The sequence below is a fragment of the Dickeya fangzhongdai genome (assembly GCF_002812485.1).
Lineage (GTDB): Bacteria > Pseudomonadota > Gammaproteobacteria > Enterobacterales > Enterobacteriaceae > Dickeya > Dickeya fangzhongdai.
Genome location: NZ_CP025003.1, coordinates 1969771 through 1987627 on the forward strand (window position 1 = coordinate 1969771; position 17857 = coordinate 1987627).

General features: G+C 58.8%; 14 protein-coding genes. 6 read left to right on the forward strand and 8 right to left on the reverse strand.

What is annotated here, in order from left to right; translation table 11 throughout:
- Positions 1-2: 2 nt before the first annotated feature.
- From CVE23_RS08940 to bioA, 7 genes are all read right to left on the reverse strand, one after another.
- Complete coding sequence (locus tag CVE23_RS08940) at positions 3-1700, reverse strand: NAD-dependent malic enzyme (RefSeq protein ID WP_049854302.1); 1698 nt, start codon at positions 1698-1700, stop codon at positions 3-5.
- Positions 1701-1980: 280 nt separating this feature from the next.
- Positions 1981-2868: a cytidine deaminase gene (cdd, locus tag CVE23_RS08945; RefSeq protein WP_100849357.1), complete on the reverse strand. Its 888-nt coding sequence runs from the start codon at positions 2866-2868 to the stop codon at positions 1981-1983.
- A 173-nt stretch (positions 2869-3041) separates the two neighbouring features.
- On the reverse strand, positions 3042-4388 hold the full coding sequence (locus tag CVE23_RS08950; protein ID WP_100849358.1) for a PDDEXK-like family protein: 1347 nt from the start codon (positions 4386-4388) through the stop codon (positions 3042-3044).
- 102 nt (positions 4389-4490) lie between these two features.
- Entirely contained in the window at positions 4491-5186 is a 696-nt protein-coding gene (locus CVE23_RS08955; RefSeq protein ID WP_038659877.1) for a CidB/LrgB family autolysis modulator, read from the reverse strand.
- On the reverse strand, positions 5186-5596 hold the full coding sequence (locus CVE23_RS08960) for a CidA/LrgA family protein (RefSeq protein ID WP_038918688.1): 411 nt from the start codon (positions 5594-5596) through the stop codon (positions 5186-5188). Before CVE23_RS08960 ends, CVE23_RS08955 begins: the two co-directional genes overlap by 1 nt.
- A gap of 146 nt (positions 5597-5742) precedes the next feature.
- Positions 5743-7719 (reverse strand): glycoside hydrolase family 3 protein, encoded by a 1977-nt coding sequence (locus CVE23_RS08965; RefSeq protein WP_100849359.1) that lies wholly within the window; start codon positions 7717-7719, stop codon positions 5743-5745.
- Between the two features lie 410 nt (positions 7720-8129).
- A complete protein-coding gene (gene bioA, locus CVE23_RS08970) occupies positions 8130-9413 on the reverse strand; it encodes an adenosylmethionine--8-amino-7-oxononanoate transaminase (protein WP_100850443.1) in 1284 nt (427 codons plus the stop codon).
- A gap of 89 nt (positions 9414-9502) precedes the next feature.
- Between bioA and bioB the strand changes: the two genes are divergently transcribed.
- The 6 genes from bioB to CVE23_RS09000 all read left to right on the forward strand — a co-directional run bounded on the left by bioB (position 9503) and on the right by CVE23_RS09000 (position 16435).
- Positions 9503-10540, forward strand: a complete 1038-nt coding sequence (gene bioB / locus CVE23_RS08975; protein ID WP_038920918.1) for a biotin synthase BioB — start codon at positions 9503-9505, stop codon at positions 10538-10540.
- Positions 10541-11695, forward strand: a complete 1155-nt coding sequence (gene bioF / locus CVE23_RS08980; protein WP_049854305.1) for an 8-amino-7-oxononanoate synthase — start codon at positions 10541-10543, stop codon at positions 11693-11695. It abuts the gene before it with no gap.
- Positions 11682-12464: a malonyl-ACP O-methyltransferase BioC gene (bioC, locus tag CVE23_RS08985; protein ID WP_100849360.1), complete on the forward strand. Its 783-nt coding sequence runs from the start codon at positions 11682-11684 to the stop codon at positions 12462-12464. The genes bioF and bioC overlap by 14 nt, the downstream gene beginning before the upstream one ends.
- Positions 12457-13137, forward strand: coding sequence for a dethiobiotin synthase (bioD, locus tag CVE23_RS08990; RefSeq protein ID WP_100849361.1), 681 nt, complete (start codon positions 12457-12459; stop codon positions 13135-13137). The genes bioC and bioD overlap by 8 nt, the downstream gene beginning before the upstream one ends.
- A 732-nt stretch (positions 13138-13869) precedes the next feature.
- Complete coding sequence (gene uvrB / locus CVE23_RS08995; RefSeq protein WP_038918693.1) at positions 13870-15882, forward strand: excinuclease ABC subunit UvrB; 2013 nt, start codon at positions 13870-13872, stop codon at positions 15880-15882.
- A 121-nt stretch (positions 15883-16003) separates the two neighbouring features.
- The gene (locus CVE23_RS09000; RefSeq protein WP_038918694.1) at positions 16004-16435 is read left to right on the forward strand and encodes a VOC family protein; all 432 of its coding nucleotides are present in this window, start codon (positions 16004-16006) and stop codon (positions 16433-16435) included.
- 3 nt (positions 16436-16438) lie between these two features.
- Here the strand turns inward: CVE23_RS09000 and CVE23_RS09005 are convergent, their stop codons facing one another.
- Positions 16439-17359 (reverse strand): gluconeogenesis factor YvcK family protein, encoded by a 921-nt coding sequence (locus tag CVE23_RS09005; RefSeq protein ID WP_049854308.1) that lies wholly within the window; start codon positions 17357-17359, stop codon positions 16439-16441.
- Positions 17360-17857: the final 498 nt, after the last annotated feature.

Sequence of the window (17857 nt, forward strand, 5' to 3'; positions counted from 1 at the left end):
AATCAGAAAGAGGTGCGCTTGTAGGTGCGGTACTGCGGCTGCCAGAAGTTGTGGGCAATCGCTTTTACCAGCGCGTCTTCGGATGTGACTTCCGCCACGCCCTGCAACTGGGCCGCTTTGGCGACTTCCAGAGCAATGTGTTTGGAGACTTCCTGAATGGTGCTGACTTCCGGCAGCAACGGACCTTCGCCCTGGCTTGCCAACGGCGAGCAGTCGGCCAGCGCGCGGCTGGAGGCCATCAGCATGCCGTCGGTGATGCGCTTGGCGCCACAGGCCAGTACGCCCAGACCGATGCCGGGGAAAATGTAGGAGTTGTTGCACTGCGCGATCGGATAAACCTTGTCTTTGTGCTGTACCGGGGCGAACGGGCTGCCGGTCGCTACCAGCGCCGCGCCGTCGGTCCAACGGATGATGTCTTCCGGACGCGCTTCCACGCGGGAGGTCGGGTTGGACAGCGGCATCACGATCGGACGGGCGCAGTGGCTGTGCATTTCACGGATGATCTCTTCCGTGAACAAGCCGGGCTGGCCGGATACGCCGATCAGGATGGTCGGTTTGCCGTTGCGCATGACGTCCATCAGCGAGATAGCGTCGCTGGTGATGTCCCACTTGGCCAGGTTTTCGCTTTTCTGCACCAGTTTGCTCTGGAAGTCGAGCAGGTTCGGCAGTTTGTCGGTCAACAGGCCAAAACGGTCCACCATGAATACGCGGGCGCGGGCTTCTTCATCGCTCAGGCCTTCGGATTTCATTTGGGCGATGATCTGCTCGGCGATGCCGCAACCGGCGGAACCGGCGCCGAGGAAGGCTACGGTCTGGTCGCGCAGCTGGCTGCCGGCCGCGCGGCTGGCGGCGATCAGGCTGCCCAGCGCTACGGCGGCGGTGCCCTGAATGTCGTCGTTGAAGCTGCAGATTTCGTCGCGGTAGCGGTTCAGCAGCGGCATGGCGTTGTTCTGTGCGAAGTCTTCAAACTGCAGCAGCACGTTCGGCCAGCGGCGTTTCACCGCCTGAATGAATTCGTTCACGAACTCGTAGTATTCGTCGCCGGTAATACGTGGGTGACGCCAGCCCATGTACAGCGGGTCGTTGAGCAGTTGCGGGTTGTTGGTGCCGACATCCAGCACCACCGGCAGGGTGTAAGCCGGGCTGATGCCGCCGCAGGCGGTGTACAGCGACAGTTTACCGATCGGAATACCCATACCGCCGATGCCCTGGTCGCCCAGACCGAGGATACGCTCGCCGTCCGTCACCACGATGACTTTTACGTTTTGTTTAGTGGCGTTTTGCAGCATATCGTCGATATGCTCGCGGTTGGGGTAGGAGATAAACAGGCCGCGGGCACGGCGGTAAATGTCGGAGAAGTGTTCACAGGCGGCGCCCACCGTCGGCGTATAAATGATCGGCATCATTTCGCTCAGGTGGTTTTCCAGCAGACGGTAGAACAGGGTTTCGTTGGTGTCCTGAATGTTACGCAGGTACACGTGCTTTTCCATGTCGTTCTTGAATTCCTGATACTGCCGCCAGGCGCGCTCTGCCTGTTCTTCAATGGTTTCCACCGCTTCGGGCAGTAGGCCGTGCAGGTTGAACTGGGCGCGCTCCGCCTCGGTAAAGGCGCTGCCTTTGTTCAGCAGGGGAAATTCGAGCAGGATAGGACCGGCATAAGGGATATAAAGCGGACGTTTACTTTCGTATTCCAATTCCATGACTTTCGACTCTTTGGGTAGCGGAAATCGGTTCGAAGAACCAACGAAACGATAGGATAACGCGGATCTTAAAGTACCCCAAAAATATGTACAGGGATTGTTAATTAAAATAATTACAGATGACTTGCATATGAAAAATATGTGGGGAAAGTCACATATTATCGCGCTTCTGCTGGAAAAAGAGGGGGGTTGGGGGGCCGGTCTTACTCACACGGTGTGAATTTTCCACCACCGAATCGACGCAGCGCCGCCATATGAACGCATGGCGGCGCGCTATGTTTTAGTGCGCCGGTTCGCGGCACAGATCGGTACAGCCGAATGACGCCAGCAACGGCTGGGCCAGACTCCACTGGCTGAGCGTCACATGGCTGGATTCCACCAAAACCGCCCGTTGAATGTCGCTGAACGGCTCGCTGGCCAGATTGACCAGATTCAACGCCGCCTGCAATGGCGGCAGGCTGGGGTTGAACGCGGCGTTTTCCGCATAACGCCCGGCGTAACGGCGACCGCGGCGGGTTTCCAGCGCGATGCCGCTGAATGCTTTACTGTACGGCGCGTGGCTGCGGTTGGCCGCCGCCAGCGCCAGCTGGCGCAGGGGATCGTCTGTCGTCAGCGTCAACCCGTTATCGATGTCATCCATCAACAGGGTGTTGATCGCCAGATCGCGCGGGCCAAACGCATCCGGCAGATAGTGGCCGAGCAGCGCGGGTGAACGCCCTGGCAGGCAAATACGCAGTTCGGGCGCGCTATTGAGTTCGTTCATGAACTGGCGGCAGTGCCCGCAGGGCGTGTAGTTCACCGTCACCGCCCGCAGCGCCGGTTCGTCGCGCAGCCAGGCGTGGCTGACGGCGCTTTGCTCGGCGTGGACGGTCTGTTGCAGCGGCAGGCCGTCGAACTCCATATTGGCGCCCCAGTAGAAGGCGCCGCTGACGCCCTGTGCTATCGCGCCGACGTGAAAGTGAGACACCGGCGTCAGCGCGCAGGCGGCGGCCAGCGGCAGCAGGGCGAAAGCCAAACTGTCGGCGTCGAGCTGGCTCTGGGCGCAAATGCTGCTGACATCGTCGGCGGTCAGCATGGCGGCAAAATCATCACGCGCCAGTATCGGCGCCAGCGTGGCTTGCAGCGCCGCAGGCAGTTGCGTGAAAGCGTCGTGGAAGCGTGCTTGCATGATGGTCTCTCTTTCCCGGTTTTCAGAGCATGTTAACCAGAGTCTGGTCAGACACGCGGCGATTATTTGTGATTATTATCACTTTTTATATGAAATACATGAAAAAGAAATCACAAATGCGAGATGTATCTCAAGTTTATCGGCCGCAGGTCCGGTTGGTATTGCGGCAGCGGTTATGAACCGCCGTCCGGCAATGCCGCTTCATTTTCCTGCTGAATGATCGCATCTATTTTTTGTGCGAGTCTTTTCGCCTGCTCAACCACCTCCGTTGCGCTCAACCCGTATTGATGGCTGAGTGTTTTCCAGTCATAGGCTCTGGATTTTCTTCCCTCAGGAAAGTGTTGATAGAGCAAGTCGGTGAAGGCGCAATGCGAAGAGGAGAAGGCTTCATTCAGGTAGGCCTCGGCATAAAACACCCGTAGGCCGAAGCGAGGATGACGGCTGTTTTCGCTTTTTTCTCTGAAAATGTTCACGTAGATAGGCCAGTACGTCTCCGCGCTGATTTCCAGCATGGCGTCGGTCGCAAAATTAAACCAGGTGCGGCTGATTTGCAGATTATTGCTGTACGAGCCGTCGTCACCCTGCAAATCCGGCAGGGCTTTTTTCATGTTAACCAGCACGCCGGCGATGCCGCGGGATTGGATCAGCTTGTCGCAAAGCGGGCGGTGCTGTTGCAGGAACAGCAGCATTTCGGCGTCGATGCCGGCAAATTTGCTGACGCGCCATTGGACAGGCGAGTGATTTCTTTGCTGGTAAAAGTGTTCCACCAGCGGCGCATAGCGGATTGCCAGCGTGGCGGAGAGCTCTGAGATTCTTTGCTCGGCCGGGCTTTGCCAGTCGGCCTGTTTCTGGCAGTACGACAACAGCAACTGCACCGCGGCATGATGATTTTCAGATTGCAGTCGGGCGCGGTGCGCCGCTTTATCCAGCCACTGGTAGTTCATAAATGCCCAGCGCTTGGCCTGGCTGACAAAATCGTTATCGGCTGACTGGTTAAACCATTTGTCGATGGCGACGAACAGGAAGTTATAGCCGTGGAAACAGGCGTTGCGCGCCAGCGCGTTTTTCACCGCGGCGTGATAGTCGTCAAGCTGAGCGACATCGGGGGTTGAGCCAGCTTTATTCTCTATCGTGACGATAAATTTGTTTTGCGGGTCGATCAAAAACAGGTCAAGACGGCGGCGACCCCCGTTAAGGTCGACAATGCTGAATTCCCGGCAGACAAACAGCGAACCAAAACTGGTCTGATGGATTAAGCCGGGGGTCCAGATATGGAAAAATTTTTTATTGTCGTATTTATGTTCGGTACTGGCGTAATAGGCGGCGGTCAGAAAATCTTTAATTATCGCGTCTCGCTGACCGTGGCCTTCATTCGGATTCAGGCACCAGGCCAACATATGGGAGTGTTGATTTTCCGTTAGCGAAATCACATCAAGGATGTCATCCGATGTCTTGAGCAGCTCTTGTAACTCGATGAAATGTTTATCTTCAAGAAAGGTATAAAATGTCTGTTCGTCCATGTGGCAGTCTGAATGTTTTCTTATCATGTGGCGGGATGCAGGCCGACCGGTGTTTCAAGGTGCGGACCTGCAATTTGGATGACGTCAGGGCGTCCGGTGGCATTAGCCCATCAGGCGCACGATCACCGGAAACAGAAACGGGGCGATTAGCGAGGTGATGATGCCGCAAATCACCAGCGCCAGCGAACTGAAGGCGCCTTCCTGAAAGTCCACTTCCGCGCAGCGGGCGGTGCCCAGCGCGTGCGACGCCGTGCCCATTGCCAGTCCGCGGGCGGATTTGGCATGGATTTTCAGTCGGTTGAACAGCGCGTGGCCGAGTACTGCGCCGACGATGCCAACGAAAATCACGCACATGGCGCTGATGGCCGGAATGCCGCCGATGGAGCTGGCGACCGCCATGGCGATCGGCGTGGTGACCGATTTCGGCAACACCGAGGCGGCGATTTCCCGCGAAGCGCCCAGCCACAGGGCGATGACGGTGCCGGAAATAATGGCGGTGACGCTGCCGATAAAACAGACGCTGATGATGGATTTCCAACGCGCGCGGATTTGATGTAGCTGTTCATACAGTGGAAACGCCAGCGCCACCACCGCCGGTTGCAACAGGCTGTTGAGGATGGCGCTGCCGCTGAAATAGTGGTTGTAGGGGATATCCAGCACCAGCAGCAGCGGAATGATCACCAGCATCGATACCAGCAACGGGTTGAGCAACGGCATTTTTAGCGTCATCGCCACCTTGCGGGCGCCAAAGAACACTGCCAGCGTCAGCGGCAGCGACCACCACAGATAATTCAGCATTATTTTTCTTCCTTCGTTTCTGTGCCGTTCCGGCTGCCGGCCTGCCGGTCGCCGTGCATCATCTGGGTGGTGTAGCCGACGACGATCATCACCACAAAGGTGCTGACCAGACAGGAAACGACAATCGGGCCGAACTGGTCGCGTAGCACGCCATAGTAGTTCATCACCCCGACCCCGATGGGCACGAACAGCAGCGCCATGTAGCGAATCAGCAGATGACAACCGGGTTTGACCCAGTTGGGAGGCAGAATCTGCGACGCCAGCAGCGCGAACAGAATCAGCATGCCGAGGATGCTGCCGGGAATGGTGATGGGGAGTAACGCGGATATCGCATTGCCGGCGAACAGACACAGATAAATCAATGCGAAAGCGCGTAAATACTGCCAGCAAAGCGTGATGGTATTACGCATAAGGGAAAATCCTGATTAACCGTAGAAGTGATGATAACGCTAATATTGTCAGTGTGCTACGAATCACAAAACGCGGAGTGTGGTTTTCCCTGGATGATCCCCTGCGGCGGGAAATGGTCGCCCCGGACGAACCGGGGCAACGCGGGTCAGTGGGGCAGGCCGTAGCCGAATGGGAACAACGGCTTATTGCTGTCGTACGGCAGGTCGGGCTGCTGTTTCAGCACCGCCTGCATGGAAGATGGCAGCTCGAAGGGCAATTTTGCGGTGTAAGCCGCGCCGGAAACCAGCCGGCTCAGCAGTACGCTATCGCTGACGCCGAAGTTGGCGATCAGCGCCCGGGTTTTGTCCACAACGTTGGTGAGGATCGCCGGACGTTCCATATAGACGGTGACCAGCGTCGGCACGCGGACGCTGGCGCGCACGATGGCCTGATAGTCCGGATTGTCGGCGCGAAACGCCAGCGACCCTTCATGGTGACGGCTGCCGAAGAAGAAGTTTTTGTGCGGCTGCTCGTACGGGGTATGAGTGCGAATCAGCGCCACGTCCGCCTTCTCCGGCGCATCCACGACGATAAACCCTGCCGCCTGCGCGGCTTTTGCGTCAATACCGTGCAGCCAGACCCGGCTGCCTGTACGCAGCGGCAGGAGATTGTTGTTCTGCAGCAGCACCAGCGCCCGCGCCTGGGTCTCGTCCGCCAGTTGCTGCCAGTCTGTTCTGCCGACGACATCGTTGGCCTGCGCGGCATTGACGTAAGGGCGCTCGAATAACCCGGTCTGGAATTTCTGCTTCAGGATACGGTTGACCGAGGTATCCAGCCGGGCTTCGCTCAGCAGGCCGTCCTGTACCGCTTTCACCAGCAAGGCCGAGTCGGTTACGCCGCCGAACTGATCAACCCCGGCGTTAACCGCCTTGATGAAACGCTCGGCGGGCGTCAGGTTTTCCACGCCCCACGGCATGCCGCGCGGCACCGGTTTTTCACCGGGTTTGACGCCGGTCAGGCAGTCCCCTTTGCAGTCGTTGGTGATCAGCCAGTCGCTGAGGATCACGCCATCAAAACCGTACTGGCCGCGCAGCAGGTCGGTGAGCAGGAAACGGTTGAAGCCGGCGCCGACCGGTTCGATCGGTTTGCCGTGCCAGCGGGCGTTTCGTAGAATGGAATAGGTGGGCATGATGCCGGCAGCGTGGGCTTCAAACGCGCCGGTAAACGGGTCGATATGCCATTGCAGGTTATTTTGACGGAACAGCGCGTATTTGCCATAGGCGTTGTGGCTGTCCCAGCCGTCCTGCGCCGCGCCGTAGCCGACCCAGTGTTTCACCACGGAAATCACGCTTTGGCCGTTAAGGCCGTTTTTGCCGTTCTGCATGCCGGTGACATAACCGCGCACCATCTTTTTGGTCAGATCGGGATCTTCGCCGAAGGTGCCGTCGATACGCGGCCAACGTGGTTCGGTGGACAGGTCGGCCTGGGGAGACAGGGCTTCGGTAATGCCGACTGCGCGGTATTCCTGACGCACGATATCGGCGAAGCGCCGCACTCGCTCCTCGTCGCCGATGGCGGCCAGACCGAGGGTTTCCGGCCATTTGCTGAATTTACCGACCGACACGCTAACGCCGACCAGCGACTGGAATGAGTTGCGCGGGTCGGTGCTGATGGTGGCGGGGATACCCAGCCGGGTGGCTTCCGCCAGTTGCTGCAGCTTGTTGTTTTCTTCCGCCATCTGGGCCGGGTTATCGCCGGAAAGCCGGGTAATAAAGCTGTTGACGTAGCGTTCGGCGATCATGGCTTTGGCCGCCGTGAGGTCGTACTGGGCGCCGGCGCCGGTGACGCTGCCGGCGGTGGGGGCGGATCCGTGCATCATCACCCCGGCTTTTTCCGCCAGCGTCATACGCGACACCAGGTCCGCCGCACGTTGCGCCGGCGGCAAACGCCAGTCTTCGTACGGATTGAGTTTACCGTCGCGGTTGAGATCCTTGAATTTCAATCCATTAACGGTGATCAGCGGGGCTTCGCGGGTATCAAGCACCGCTTGCTGCACAGCTCCCGCCAGCGGGGAAAACAGCAAGGGTAGGGTGGCAATCCAGGGCAGAACCACCGCGGTGTGCGGCGAGAATCGTGATTTCATGGTGGTCTTTCTCATTATGTGTGGGCCAGAGGAAAAAACAGCGAGCGCCCGTGAAGGTTCAACGCGACAGACCATCGGAAAAAGAAAAGACAGCCTGTGCCCGCTGAGTGGAATAACGGTGAACGCCAGCGATTAATTCCTGTCACGCTATGCCAGTCTTAATTGGGGGTTCAAGCGGGTAAATAGTAATTCTGAAGATGGATCAAAGAATTGGCGCAGGTGTTGCCGGTGGGTGAGAATTATTCAATCACCGTCATTGGTGATAATTTCTTATTGTGATTGTTTGATTTCAATCGCTGGGAAATAACAAGAAAGAGGACGAAAAGCGGAGTCGGCAAATAAAGAAAAATAAAACCGGGCGCTATTTGCGGCCCGGCTTTTGGCAGACGGGGATTTACCTCACGCCAGGTTCACCACAGCGCCGGATTGGAAACCGCCTGCCGAACCGCATCGGTCAGCGCCTGCAACTCGTCCGGCTGAATGATGAAGGGCGGCATGAGATAGACAAGCTTGCCGAACGGCCGAATCCATACTCCTCGATCGACAAAGAAGCGTTGCAGACGCGCCATATTGACCGGCTGGCGAGTTTCCACCACGCCGATGGCGCCCAGCACCCGCACGTCGGCAACGGTCGGCGCCTCGCTGAGCGGTAGCAATGCCTGACGCAACTGCGCCTCAATAGCGGCGACCTGCGTCTGCCAGCGGTTTTCCGCCAGCAGTGTCAGGCTGGCATGGGCCACGGCGCAGGCCAGCGGGTTGCCCATGAAGGTGGGGCCGTGCATGAAACATCCGGCCTCGCCGTTGCTGATGGTTTCCGCCACCGCGCGGGTGGTGAGCGTGGCGGAGAGCGTCATGTAACCGCCGGTCAGCGCTTTGCCAAGACACAGGATATCCGGCGTTATCCCGGCGTGTTCGCAGGCGAACAGGCGTCCGGTACGGCCAAACCCGGTGGCGATTTCGTCGGCGATCAGCAGAATGCCGTGCCGATCGCATAACTGGCGGACCTGCCGCAGATACTCGGGATGATAAAAGCGCATACCGCCCGCGCCCTGCACGATCGGTTCCAGGATCACGGCGGCGATGTCGTGCTGATGCTGCTGCAACCGTGCGCTGAAGTCGGTGATGTCTTCCGGCTGCCAGGGCTGGTCAACGCGGCAGCGCGGCGCGTCGGCGAACAGATGCGGCGGCAAATATCCCTGATAAAGACTGTGCATCGAATTATCCGGATCGCACACCGACATGGCGCCAAAGGTGTCGCCATGATAGCCGTGGCGCAGCGTCAGGAAGCGCTGGCGGCGTTCGCCGCGCGCTTGCCAGTATTGCAGCGCCATCTTCATCGCCACTTCCACCGCTACCGAGCCGGAATCCGCCAGAAACACGCACTCCAGCGCCGCCGGGGTCATCGCCACCAGTTGGCGGCACAACGCCACCGCCGCCGGATGGGTAATGCCGCCGAACATCACGTGCGACATCTGCGCCAGCTGGTCCGTCAACGCCTGATTCAGCCGCGGGTGATTGTAGCCGTGAATGGCCGCCCACCATGAAGACATACCGTCCACCAGTTGGCGGCCGTCGGCCAGTTGCAACCGACAACCGCTGGCGGCGATCACCGGGTAACAAGGCAGGGGAGCGGTCATGGACGTGTAGGGGTGCCAGATATGGCGCTGGTCGAAGTTCAGGTCGTCCTGATTCATACTGATGTAAACCAATTGGATCTCAATTTGGTTGACAGTATACCCACATAAATTACACTGGCGAGACTTTTTTACCCGGAGCAATGATGATGACCGAACGCGTAAACTGGACACTGGAGCAGGCGCAGGCCCTGTTCGATAAGCCGTTTCTGGAACTGATGTTTGAAGCGCAACAGGTGCATCGCCAGCACTTTGATCCCCGTCAGGTGCAGGTCAGCACGCTGTTATCCATCAAAACCGGCGCCTGCCCGGAAGACTGCAAATACTGCCCGCAAAGCGCGCGCTACCGTACCGGCATTGAAACCGAACGGCTGATGCAGGTCGAGCAGGTGCTGGATTCCGCGCGTCAGGCCAAAGCGGCCGGTTCTACCCGTTTCTGCATGGGCGCGGCGTGGAAAAACCCCCATGAGCGCGATATGCCGTATCTGGAGTCAATGGTGCGCGGCGTGAAAGCGATGGGAATGGAAACCTGCATGACGCTGGGCACGCTGCATGGCGATCAGGCCGAACGACTGGCGGCGGCCGGGCTTGATTTCTACAACCACAATCTGGATACGTCGCCGGAATTTTACGGCAATATCATCACCACCCGTACTTATCAGGAACGGTTGGATACGCTGGGCAAAGTGCGTGGAGCCGGCATCAAAGTGTGCTCCGGCGGTATCGTCGGCCTGGGCGAAACGGTGCGCGACCGCGCCGGACTGCTGGTGCAACTGGCGAATCTGCCGACGCCGCCGGAAAGCGTGCCGATCAACATGCTGGTGAAGGTGAAGGGGACGCCGCTGGCGGAAAACGAGGACGTGGATCCGTTCGATTTTATCCGCACCATCGCCGTGGCGCGTATCATGATGCCGGCCTCCTACGTGCGACTGTCGGCCGGGCGCGAGCAGATGAACGAGCAGACGCAGGCGATGTGTTTCATGGCCGGCGCCAATTCGATTTTCTACGGCTGCAAGCTGTTGACCACGCCGAACCCGAAAGAAGACAAGGACCTGCTGCTGTTCCGCAAACTGGGGCTTAACCCGCGGCAGACCCAAACCGAATACGGCGACAATCAGCAACAGCAGCATCTGGCCGAACGATTGCTGCATGCCGATACCGCTCAGTACTACAACGCGGCGGTGTGAATGGGCTGGCAACAACGGATCGATCAGGCGCTGGCGCAGCGGCAGGCGGAGGACGCCTACCGGGTTCGCTTGCCCAATGACGGCGGCAGCGGCCGCTGGCTGGTGCGCGAGCAGCAGCGTTATCTCAATTTCTCCTGTAACGACTATCTGGGGCTGAGCCAGCATCCGGCGATTGTGCGCGCCTGGCAGCAGGGCGCAGAGCGCTACGGCGTGGGCAGCGGCGGTTCCGGTCATGTGACCGGGTATACCAACGCGCATGAGCAGTTGGAACAGCAACTGGCGGACTGGCTGGGGTACGACCGGGCGCTGTTGATGATCTCCGGGTTTGCCGCCAATCAGGCGGTGGTGACGGCGCTGTTGACGGAGGGGGACCGTATTCTGGCGGATCGCCTCAGTCATGCCTCGTTACTGGAAGCGGCCAGCCTGTCGCCCGCGACGTTACGCCGTTTTCACCATAATCAGCCGGATTCGTTGCAGCAACTGCTGGAAAAACCGGTCGGCGGCCAGACGCTGGTGGTCACCGAAGGGGTGTTCAGCATGGATGGCGACACCGCGCCGCTGGCGGCGTTACATTCGCGCTGCCGCGATCATGGCGTCTGGCTGATGGTGGATGATGCCCACGGCATCGGCATCGTCGGCGAACAGGGGCGCGGCTGTAGCTGGCAGCAAGGGGTGAAACCCGAATTGCTGATTGTCACTTTCGGCAAAGCGTTTGGCGTTAGCGGGGCGGCGGTGTTGTGCAGCCAGTCGGTGGCGGAATACCTGTTGCAGTTCGCCCGTCATCTGATTTATAGCACCGCCATGCCGCCGGCGCAGGCGTGCGCGCTGGACGCGGCGCTGGCGGTCGTTCGCGGCGCTGACGGCGAGGCGCGACGTGCCGCGCTGGCGCAGGCGGTCCGTCGTTTCCGCGACGGTGCGGCCGGGCTGCCGTTTCGTCTGCTGGAGTCGACGAGCGCTATCCAGCCGCTGATCGTCGGCGATAACGCCTGGGCGCTGGCATTGGCGCAGCAACTGCGTACGCAAGGGTTGTGGGTGAACGCCATCCGGCCGCCCACCGTGCCGCCGGGCACCGCTCGCCTGCGCATTACCCTGACCGCCAGTCATCAGCCGGAGGATATCGACCGTCTGCTGGAGGTATTGTATGACGCCGGGTAACACGCTCTTGATGCCGCATCCTCCCCATAAACAGGCGATTGCCCGCGCCTTCGGCCGGGCGGCCGGATATTACGACCGCTTTGCCGCCCTGCAGCGCGAGAGTGGGGAACAGTTGATGGCGCTGGTCGGCGACCATGCCGGCCGCGAGGTGCTGGATGCCGGTTGCGGCACCGGCTATTTCAGCGACCGCTGGCAGGCGATCGGAAAACAGGTGACGGCGCTGGATTTATCGACGGAGATGCTGGCGATAGCGCGTCAGCGGCGGGCGGCGACGCGCTATCTGCAAGGCGATATCGAACATCTGCCGTTAGCGGATGGCAGCGTGGATATCAGCTTTAGCAACATGGCGATGCAATGGTGCGATGATTTCGACGCCGGGCTGGCTGAACTTTACCGGGTCACCCGGCCGGGCGGGGCGATTGCCGTCTGTACGCTGGCGGAAGGCACGCTGGCTGAACTGGATGCCGCCTGGCAGCAACTGGACGGCTCGCGTCGCATTAACCGCTTTATGTCGCTGGAGGCGATCGTCTCCTCCTTCCGTCTCTACCACGCTGATGTCTCGCTGGCGCCGGTGACCTGCTATTTCCCCGATGTGCTGAGCCTGATGCGTTCGGTCAAAGGGGTAGGCGCCACCTGGCTGCGTGACGGCCGTGACCACGGCGGCCTGAGCCGTCGGCAACTGACCGAACTGACCACGCGTTACAGTCGTCATCCGCAGGGCTATCCCCTGACGTATCAACGTGTTTTTGGAGTGATTTATCGTGACTGAACGCTGGTTTGTTACCGGAACCGACACTGAAGTAGGCAAAACGGTCGCCAGCGTGGCGCTGCTGCAGGCCGCCCGCCGCGCCGGATACCGTACCGCCGGGTATAAGCCGGTGGCCTCCGGCTGCGACGTGACGCCGCACGGCATCCGCAACAGCGATGCATTGCAGTTGCAGGCCAACAGCAGCGTGGCGCTGCCCTACGATGCGGTCAATCCGCTGGCGTTTCTGGAACCGACGTCGCCCCATATCGTCAGCGCCGCCGAACAGCGACCGATTGCGTTTTCCACCCTCAGCCAGGGGTTGCGCGAGCTGGGGCGTCAGGCGGACTGGGTGCTGATAGAGGGCGCCGGCGGCTGGTTTACGCCGCTTTCCACACGGCAGACCTTCGCCGATTGGGTACAGCAAGAGGCGCTGCCGGTGATTCTGGTGGTGGGGGTGAAGCTGGGGTGCATCAACCATGCGATGCTGACGGCGCAGGCGGTGCAGCAAGCCGGTTTGCGGCTGGCGGGCTGGGTCGCCAACGTGGTGCAGCCGCCCGGTCGTCACCATCACGCCTACCTGCAAACGTTGCAAGCGCGGATTCCGGCGCCGCAACTGGGGGAAATCCCTTACTTATCCGAGCCAATTCAGCAGGATATCGGCGATTACTTAAACATCACTTTACTGAGAGGTTAACGATTCTGAGTAAATGTTGCATGAGTCGCAGCTTTTCCCCCTCTTCTGGTTGAAATTGATAGAAAAAACCATCTTGAAAACAGGTGCTGAATCCACTGGGCCAGCAGTTTTTCTTCTTGCTAAGTCTGTGTCATTTAGCACTTTTTTTTATAATGATCGCCGGGTCAAACACGGAAATCTTGTTTAAAAGCGCCTTGCGCTTTCGTGGCGGAAAAAAACAGTAAAACACGCCAATACAGGAGGCGCGGGCGCTTGTGGGAGTTATCCACTATTTCTGTGGATAACCGTGTGCATTAGGGTTAGAAAAAACGCGCCAGCCGAGAGCTGGCGCGGGTTGCGCCTGGTTTGATGCTAATCTCCGCTTTTTTATAAAATCATTAAAAATCAAATAATTAATTAAAAGCAAGTCACTTTTATTGCAGCGGGACCCGTTTGAATAAATCACCGGCACTGGTCGTAGCAGCTAATTTGAGAAACGGCATTTCTGGGGATAAATGCATTATTTTTTGCTGGATTAGCGGCATCACTCTGTGCTAGTCAAGCAGGGCGCTATGGTTGTGCCGTCAATGGTTAAGAATTGCTTGATGCTGTTTTTATATCCAGTAATATGTGGCTGGCAAATCTGACCGGGGATTTTCATACTAGGTGTGTCTCTCCCTGTCGGCGACGCTGGCCTAACCCGCCGATGTCCGTTGCGTGATTCCAACCGTTTTTTATCCGGGTGTCTTATCCATGAGTAAAGCGTTCAAACTGCATTCTGATTTCAAACCCGCCGGCGATCAGCCCGAGGCGATACGCCGCCTGGAAGAAGGGCTGGAAGACGGACTGGCGCACCAGACGCTGCTGGGGGTAACGGGGTCCGGTAAAACGTTCACCATCGCCAACGTGATTGCCGACCTCAACCGGCCGACGATGGTGCTGGCGCCCAACAAGACGCTGGCGGCGCAGCTGTATGGCGAGATGAAAGCGTTTTTTCCGGATAATGCGGTGGAGTATTTCGTCTCTTACTACGACTACTACCAGCCCGAAGCCTACGTGCCGAGTTCGGACACCTTCATTGAGAAGGACGCCTCGGTCAACGAACACATCGAACAGATGCGATTATCCGCCACCAAGGCGCTGCTGGAGCGGCGCGACGTGGTGGTGGTGGCGTCGGTGTCCGCCATTTACGGTCTGGGTGACCCGGACTTGTATCTAAAGATGATGCTGCACCTGACTCAGGGCATGCTGATCGACCAGCGCGCCATCCTGCGGCGGCTGGCGGAGTTGCAGTACGCCCGCAACGATCAGGCGTTTTCGCGCGGCACCTTTCGCGTGCGCGGCGAGATCATCGATATTTTTCCGGCGGAATCTGAAGACATCGCCCTGCGGGTGGAACTGTTCGACGAAGAAGTGGAGCGGCTGTCGCTGTTCGACCCGCTCACCGGACATATTGTGCAGACGGTGCCGCGTTACACCATCTACCCCAAAACCCACTACGTCACGCCGCGCGAACGCATCCTGCAGGCGATGGAAGAGATCAAGGTTGAGCTGGCGGAGCGCCGTCAGGTGCTGCTCGCCGGCAATAAGTTGTTGGAAGAACAGCGGCTGGCGCAGCGCACCACCTTCGATCTGGAGATGATGAATGAGCTGGGCTATTGCTCCGGCATTGAAAACTACTCCCGCTTTCTGTCCGGCCGCGGGCCGGGCGAACCGCCGCCGACGCTGTTCGATTACCTGCCGGCCGACGGTCTGCTGGTGATCGACGAATCCCACGTCACCATTCCGCAACTGGGCGGCATGTACCGCGGCGACCGGGCGCGCAAGGAAACGCTGGTAGAGTACGGTTTTCGCCTGCCGTCGGCGCTGGACAACCGGCCGATGAAATTCGAGGAGTTCGAAGCGCTGGCGCCGCAGACCATCTATGTGTCGGCGACGCCGGGCAATTACGAGCTGGAAAAATCCGGCGGCGAGGTGATCGATCAGGTGGTGCGGCCGACCGGTCTGCTGGACCCGGAACTGGAAGTCCGCCCGGTGACCACCCAGGTGGATGACTTGCTGTCGGAAATTCGTAAACGTTCCGTCATCAACGAGCGCGTGCTGGTCACCACCCTGACCAAGCGGATGGCGGAAGACCTGACCGAGTATCTGGAAGAGCACGGCGAGCGGGTACGTTATCTGCACTCTGATATTGATACCGTGGAGCGGGTGGAGATCATCCGCGATTTGCGTCTGGGCGAGTTCGACGTGCTGGTGGGCATCAACCTGTTGCGTGAAGGTCTGGACATGCCGGAAGTGTCGCTGGTGGCGATTCTGGATGCCGATAAGGAAGGGTTCCTGCGTTCGGAACGATCGCTGATTCAGACCATCGGCCGGGCGGCGCGTAATCTTAACGGCAAGGCGATTTTGTATGCCGACAAGATTACGCCGTCGATGGAACGTGCCATGAATGAGACTCTGCGCCGTCGCGAGAAACAGCAGGCGTACAACGAACAACATGGCATCGTGCCGCAGGGGCTTAACAAGAAGATTGGCGACATCCTGCAGATTGGTCAGCCGACTAACGGCCGGGGCAAAGGGCGCGGCAAGAAAGCGGCCGAACCGGCGGCGCATTACCAGCAACTGTCGCCAAAAGCGCTGGATCAAAAAATCCGCGAGCTGGAAAGTCAGATGCTGGCCCATGCGCAGAATCTGGAATTCGAGGAAGCCGCCCGGCTGCGCGACGAGATTCACGCGCTGCGCGAACAGTTTATCGCCGCGTCATGATGATACCGGCGTGAGCGCTGTGCTGGCGTTGTCGCCCGGCCGGCGGCATGGCGAGGCAGCGCCTATATACAGATGCAGAACCTACACAGATGCAGAGCATATACAAAAGAGAGGCTGAGTGATGAATAATCCGATTCCTGGCGTAGACGTGCTGTTCGTGGCTGGCTTTGGGCCGGTAACGGTATCCGCTCCGGCTAGTCAGACGTTCTATCAGACGATGTTGAACCTGCCGCTAAAGCCGATGGAAGGCAATGACATCTACCTCTCCTGCGACGAGTTGGGCGGCGTGAAGCATTTCGCGCTATGGCCGCTGGCGCAGGCCAGTCAGTCTTGTTTCGGCAGTGATGACTGGCCGTCGGCGTATCCAAGGCCGCAGGGCTGGATGGAACTGGAAGTGGCGGATATCGCCGCCGCTACCGAAGCGGTCAAACAGCAGGGATATCCGCTGTTAGTGGAGAACCGGCTGGAGCCTTGGGGGCAGACGGTAACCCGCTTCCTCAGCCCGGAGGGTCTGCTGCTGGGCATGACCCATACGCCGTGGCTCAGAGAGTGAACCTCAGGCAGGGCATAGTCCCAGCGACTGTGCCGCCTGCTCCAGCGCCGCGCGCAACAGTACGCGGTCATGATGGTGCGGCACGTCCTGCGCTGCCAGCGGCTGCTGGATAATCAGGCGATCGTCCACCCCGCGGGTGTCCGTTCGGGGCGCGACGACCACGGCGTCAATGATGCGCCGGTCAATTTTGCTCTCGATAAGCTGCAGCTTCTGCGCCAGCGTCAGGCGGGTGGCGATTCGACTTTGTTCGTCCCCCAGATTACCGATGTACACCACCGGGGCGCGGGCGTCATGCAGCGCTTGCGCCAGATCGGTAAGCAGTAACGGCGGCATCAGGCTGGTGAGAAAGCTGCCGGGGCCGATCAGGATCAGGTCCGCCTCGGTAATCGCCGTCAGCGCTTCCCGTGTGGCGGGGGCGGCCGGGTAGAGCATCAGATCCTGCGGCAGGGTGGCGAGCTGGTCTACCGCCACTTCGCCGTACACCGGATTGCCCTGGGCATCAATCGCCAGCAGGTCTACCGGTTGTTCCGACATCGGAATCAGCAGCGCGTCCACCTTGAGCAGATTGCGGATCAGGTTGATGGCTTCCAGCGGACGCACGCTGAGGTGATCCATCGCCTTAAGCATCAGATTGCCAAGATTGTGGCCGGACAGTTCGCCGTTGCCGCTGAAACGGTACTCGAACATTGCCGACGCCACGCTGGGGGCGGTGATCAACTGGTTCAGGCAGTTCCGGGTGTCGCCCCAGGCGATGCCGCCTTCCGAACGGCGAATTCGCCCGGTGGAGCCGCCATTGTCGGTTGTGGTGACGATGCCGGTCAGCCGTGACCCCAGAAAGGAGAGCGACGACATGACGCGCCCCAGTCCGTGACCGCCGCCCAGCGCCACCACACGATCCAGCTCCGCCAATGTGCGATTCCCCATAAATACCCTTATCTTTCGGTTATCTGCCGTAAAAAGTAGCGGATATATACCACATCTTGGCCTGAAGCAGCATAAGCGCCGACAGAAATTTTCCACGCGTCTTCCCGGATGGTTAACGGTTGTACAGCCGGCGGCAAAAAAGCGCTGGGCGGCGGTGCAGGAAATGCCAGCCGGTTAACCAGAAAAAGGTTCGTCGACGGATAGATTTTTCAGCGGAAATCAGTGGTTAGCCGATAATCGTTAATAACAGGAAACCGGATTTTTTAAAATATGATGGCTTGATAAATAGTGTAATAAAGCATGCTGTTATATTTTTCATATTTATTGTTATGTTTATGTTTTTTAAGTTTGTTTGTATTTTTTATTTGCGAATTTTTTCACCGGTAAATAAAAGTCACGCACAGCGAAATCATGCTGTTATAGCGTAAACTGTTATGGAGTAAATAATACAGACTGTTTATGTCCATTTATTCCCGCCCATTCTAAGATCCTTGCCAG